The organism is Flavobacterium sp. (assembly GCF_036741995.1).
Taxonomy (GTDB): Bacteria; Bacteroidota; Bacteroidia; order Flavobacteriales; family Flavobacteriaceae; genus Flavobacterium.
This window is the reverse complement of record NZ_DAINRG010000084.1, coordinates 1-4750: the sequence shown is the minus strand read 5'-3', so window position 1 is coordinate 4750 and position 4750 is coordinate 1. Positions and strand designations below refer to the sequence as shown.

6 protein-coding genes and 1 pseudogene are annotated in these 4750 nt (G+C 32.6%); 3 read left to right on the top strand and 4 right to left on the bottom strand.

The window, feature by feature from the left end:
- Nucleotides 1-666 (top strand): hypothetical protein (locus V7D82_RS13330; RefSeq protein ID WP_333601445.1); only part of this gene is annotated, 666 nt, incomplete at its 5' end.
- Nucleotides 667-759: 93 nt separating this feature from the next.
- Here V7D82_RS13330 and V7D82_RS13325 read toward each other — a convergent pair.
- From V7D82_RS13325 to V7D82_RS13310, 4 genes are all read right to left on the bottom strand, one after another.
- On the bottom strand, nt 760-1599 hold the full coding sequence (locus V7D82_RS13325; RefSeq protein ID WP_333601444.1) for an RteC domain-containing protein: 840 nt from the start codon (nt 1597-1599) through the stop codon (nt 760-762).
- 396 nt (nt 1600-1995) lie between these two features.
- Nucleotides 1996-2805 (bottom strand): ImmA/IrrE family metallo-endopeptidase, encoded by an 810-nt coding sequence (locus V7D82_RS13320; RefSeq protein ID WP_162127993.1) that lies wholly within the window; start codon nt 2803-2805, stop codon nt 1996-1998.
- On the bottom strand, nt 2792-3196 hold the full coding sequence (locus tag V7D82_RS13315) for a hypothetical protein (protein WP_162127994.1): 405 nt from the start codon (nt 3194-3196) through the stop codon (nt 2792-2794). Before V7D82_RS13315 ends, V7D82_RS13320 begins: the two co-directional genes overlap by 14 nt.
- Entirely contained in the window at nt 3186-3788 is a 603-nt protein-coding gene (locus V7D82_RS13310) for a hypothetical protein (protein WP_333601443.1), read from the bottom strand. Before V7D82_RS13310 ends, V7D82_RS13315 begins: the two co-directional genes overlap by 11 nt.
- A 114-nt stretch (nt 3789-3902) precedes the next feature.
- On the opposite strand from V7D82_RS13310, the gene V7D82_RS13305 reads away from it, so the two are divergent.
- Both V7D82_RS13305 and V7D82_RS13300 read left to right on the top strand, forming a co-directional pair.
- The gene (locus tag V7D82_RS13305; RefSeq protein ID WP_162127996.1) at nt 3903-4214 is read left to right on the top strand and encodes a DUF3892 domain-containing protein; all 312 of its coding nucleotides are present in this window, start codon (nt 3903-3905) and stop codon (nt 4212-4214) included.
- A gap of 7 nt (nt 4215-4221) precedes the next feature.
- Nucleotides 4222-4750, top strand: a pseudogene (locus V7D82_RS13300) (nucleotidyltransferase); the annotation flags it as partial.

The following is a 4750-nucleotide window of genomic DNA, read 5'->3' as shown; positions in this document are numbered from 1 at the left end:
GATACTACCCCAGATTCTAAATCGGAACGTATGATAAACAGAGAACTTACGAACCGAACTACTAATGAGCTACCCGGTTATAATGCTAATCCTTATGATGAAGCCGGTTGGGTTCATAATGAACTTTTTGAATCCTATTATGAAAGCAGTAGTAAGCCCACGAGTGTTTCCGATATTATCAGCAGGGTACAAGCCCTTGCTGATGCCAACCCCAATTTCAACAGCATAAAGACTGCAACGTACCGTGCTGTTTCGGCTGAGCGGATAAATTATATTTTGGAGCATAAAAACACTTGTGTTGCGGATATTATTGCTGCTTCCTCTTTAACCTCAAAAGGTAAAGTGAGTCTTTCTTCTTTTGTCAATTCACTAATCGTAACTTTTGATACTGAAAGTAATTGCGATGTGCTATATAAGTTCGTGACCGATTATGAAAAAGTGGTTCTGGAAGATTCTTTGCTAACAGCAAGAGATAAACAGCTTATCTTGACTACTACCTCTATAGCCAGGCATTCTACTTATTTGGCCAAGAAGAAGCCTAAAAAGAATACTGATCCTGATTGGACCATTCTGATTGTGCATATTGCAGCAGCTTTGGATGGCGCTGAATATGGATTGGCTGAAAGTATTACTGAAGGATTGGTTGCCGGGATAGTGTCGAACTAGACATAAGAGAAATGAAAAAGATGAGATTGCCACATAGCCTTGCAGGCTATTCGCAATGACAATATAGGGGCTGTTGCTATTAGGCAGCCCTTATTAATTCTCATCGGCATCATCCATGCGAAGGATTAGTTTTTCTTTTAACGTATTTAGGAACTTAGTTCTTTCGCATTTTCGGGAACGGATTTCAAGGAAAGTACGGTTGAATTGCCCTAAATCGACATTGAATGTTGATTCGAAAAAGGAGGTGACTTCTTTGAGTTCGGAAGTACCATTATTGAAAACGCCTTCGGTGTGCAAAGCGTAGATTAGTTCGATAAGTGCCACTTTAGAGCCTGTCCATTTCTGAGTTTTAGTATTAGTAGTATTAACGTTATTGGGTTTCTGTTCTAATTTAGAAATTTCGTTTTCTAAGTATGTTTTGATTTTATCATTTGCTAAAATCCTGGCTACTTTATAATCATGGGTAGTTGAAAAACGTTGGTCGGCCTGAAAATAAAAGCTGTCTAAGGTGTGACGTAAATCGTGTTTACCCCGAATAAAATATTTGTTGTCTAAACTTTGATTACCCGTTTTGAAATATTTGTAAAACTCGGCGTTTTCCTTGAAAAAAGTCTGTAATTTTATTAGTTCGGTGTTGTAGTGCTTTCGGATCGTTTTTTTAGTGCCAAAAGGTTTTCCTGTTTCGATATTGTAGATTTCGTTGTAATAAATCAGTTTGGCTGCGAATTGCGGTTTGATTTCACGAAAGAAGTTAATCTCTTCCGCTTTCTTTTCGAAAGTGTATTTTAAGAATTCTGTTTTCAGTTTTTCGAATGACGGTATTAGTATTTTAATAGCTTGCTCAGCGTATAGCATTGGTTCTTCCGTTTCGGAATGGATGGTTTTTAATTGCGCTTCTAATTCTGTCATTAAGGATTCGGAAAATAGTTTCATTTGCCGTTTATTTATGTTTTGAATTGGGCAAATCTATTTTAGCGAGTTATTGGTTGCAAACGGTGTGGTGTTGGATTCCCGAATCGAATACTACATTTTCCCGAATTGAATAGTATAATTTTTCAATTATGAGGTAATTAAACTTTCTAATCACTTAAAAAAAACAATGATAATTTAAATCTTTAAGAATGATTGCGCTATTTCCATCATTACTATTATTTTTTCTGCTAGTTTTTCTTTTTTTTAGGGAAATAAAGCTTGATCATAAGCGATTTCTTGAAGAGCACCGGTTAGCTGATGAGCATATTTTGAGGGAAGTGGAAAGATTTTTGAAAGAGAAAGGTTATTACAATTGATTTGGGTTTATAAAAACCTACAATGGAAAATCATAGGAAACTAATTTTCCCAAACAACACTTACTATGGTACTAAGCTGCTTGTATGGGATACAATACTCATAGAAATCGGTATCTTCCTCGTCATCTTTTAATTCAAACCAAGTTGATTTGTAAATTGGTTGTGCTTTGTCCTTACCTGAGTATATAAAGTCATATTTTGCATCAATATATTCCTGTGCTACAGAATCTTCTGGTGGTGATAATTTGGTGATTTCTTTAACTTTTATCCAATATCCATCTGACTTGCTCCAATATCTAACTTTCCCATTATTAATAAATACTACGAATAGCGGATAAATATTAAGAGATAAAAGACGATATATTATTGATGTTAGGCTTGTCTTAAATCGTTCTGATAACTCTTTTACTAAATCGGGAGAAAACTTTTTCCTAAATGTAGCTTTTCGAATAGCTTCTTCAGGCATTAAAAGCTCCGAAGCAAAATCATTGGCTTCCCATTCTTGGATTCCTTTTTTTGCTTGTTGCTCTGTGCTATTAAACCAGTTTAGAGTATTGGATGTTTCGTCGTGAACTTCTAGATCTAACTTGCTGTGTAATAAATAGTGCCCGATTTCGTGTGCAATAGTAAATCGTTTTCTTTCTTCGAATTGAATATTAGAATTTACCTTTATTAAAGTTTTAGAATTTCCTCTAATAATTTTACCGTCTGAGTTTGGTAGTTTTTCTTCTATTAAAGTAGCTCCGAGTCCGGCAACAAAAAGATCCATTGGAATATCTGTAATTTCATCAAATCCTATTTCACTTAATAATTCTTTAGCCTTATTTGAACCTTTTCTATTTTTGATCATTTTCCAATTGTTCAAGAATTTCTAAAAGATTTTGGTCTTTTATGATTTCTTTTATCTCATCTATTCCAAGATTATCTAAATTTCTGTATTGCACCTGAAATTGATTATTGGCAATCAAATTCTTCAGATAGCTTATTGGTTTATCAATGTTTTTTTCAATTGCATCGCGAAAGAGAGTTGAAGCCTTTTCTAAAAGTATTAAATCTTTCTGTTTGTTTATTAAACCTTTTAAAATAAACGAATTTTTGCGATAGTTTTTTAATGAAATGCTTTCAATAGACGATAGGTCATATCCTAGTTCATTAAGAATTTCGTCATGAACATCACAATCACCTTCAATGAGATTGTTAATTAAGGCTTCGTCAATTTTTTTGATGAAATTATTTTTCATAATTCAACATTTTTAGTTTTTCACCAATTTTAGGAAGTTTTCTATCTAATCTCTTTTTGATATTAGTTAGTTCTTCAATACTAATCCCAAGCAATTTAGACAAATCTTCTCTTTTCATTCCGTTTATTATGTAGGGCTCAAATAGTAATAATTCATCATCAGTTGCATTTAACGCTTTTAGCTCATCTAAACATGCCGACAGTAAAACATTGTAATCTGAATCATCAAATGAATTGTCGGGATCACTATCTAAAATTTCAAATGTATCTTTTGTTTTTTCAAGTTCAACTTTTAATGTATTAAAAATGACACTATCAAGACCACTAATGAATTGTTTTTTAAAGTCGGGATACGTTTCAGTATACCAATTTCTGCCATCAGGTCTTAAAAAAGATTCAATAGTTTCAGCAATAAAATCTTCTATCATAAATCCGCGAAACCCTTTTTCCAAATCATACTTAATATTAAAAAACCTTTTCAGTCTAATGATTGCATATTTATATAAATGAGTATTAAATTCGGGAGTAAATACCTCCTGAATAGCTTGACTCTTTTCTTCAAAAGTGGCAACCTTCTTATACTCAAGTTCCATATATTATAGTAATGCTAAAAAAATTAAAAAAAATTCCATTGAGACGGCAATTTATGAAATTTTTACAGCATTACTATATAAAAGACTACAAAACACAACAAAATTTATTAAATTATGAAACAAGCAGATTACTTTATTTCAGGAGTTTGGAAAGACAGCACTGAAAGAATCACAGATGTACTATTACATTCTGTTAATGATAACAATACATTTAATTTAGGCGTTAAAACTTCTGAATCAAATGTGATTGCTCTTTTGAAAGCAAAAAGAACGATTAAAACAATTACGTGGGGTTATCCTGGCTGGAATCTTGGTGCCAGTGTGATTGTATTTACTATCGGAAACAAGGAGTATTTGAAAACAGTTGCTAATGCTTCAATAAAGGATAATTTAGATAATTCAATTAATATGCACCCAATAAAATAAGAAGATTATGGACAAGAATTTACACTTAGATTCGGTAATTAAAACGCATCAAATCACCAAAGAAGAACAGCTTTTAACTAAGCACAAAGACAAGAACAAGGAAGTAAAGGAAGCGTTAGAAAAGAAATATGAAAGCAATATTTATTCTCCTTTTAATTCTGGCTCTTATGCCAAAAATACGGCTATGAATACCAAGTTTGATTTTGATATGGTTTGTCCGTTCAAAAGAAACGCATTTGGTTCTAATGGCACATTAAAACAGATGTATGAAGATGTTTATGATTTTTTATATGAGAAATATAAAGATGTGGCCAATGTAAGAAAACAAAAAGTTTCTATTGGGATTGAGTTTTTTGCTGACGGAGACGGCGATGTTGTAAAAATAGACGTTGTTCCGGGACGAGAACTAAATCAAGACCAATACAAAGATGATGAAAATCTGAATCTCTATGTTTACTACAAATATGGAAACTTTGATGAAGGTAGTGAGCGAATTAAAACTAATGTTCAAGCTCAAATTAAGAATATTAAGGATA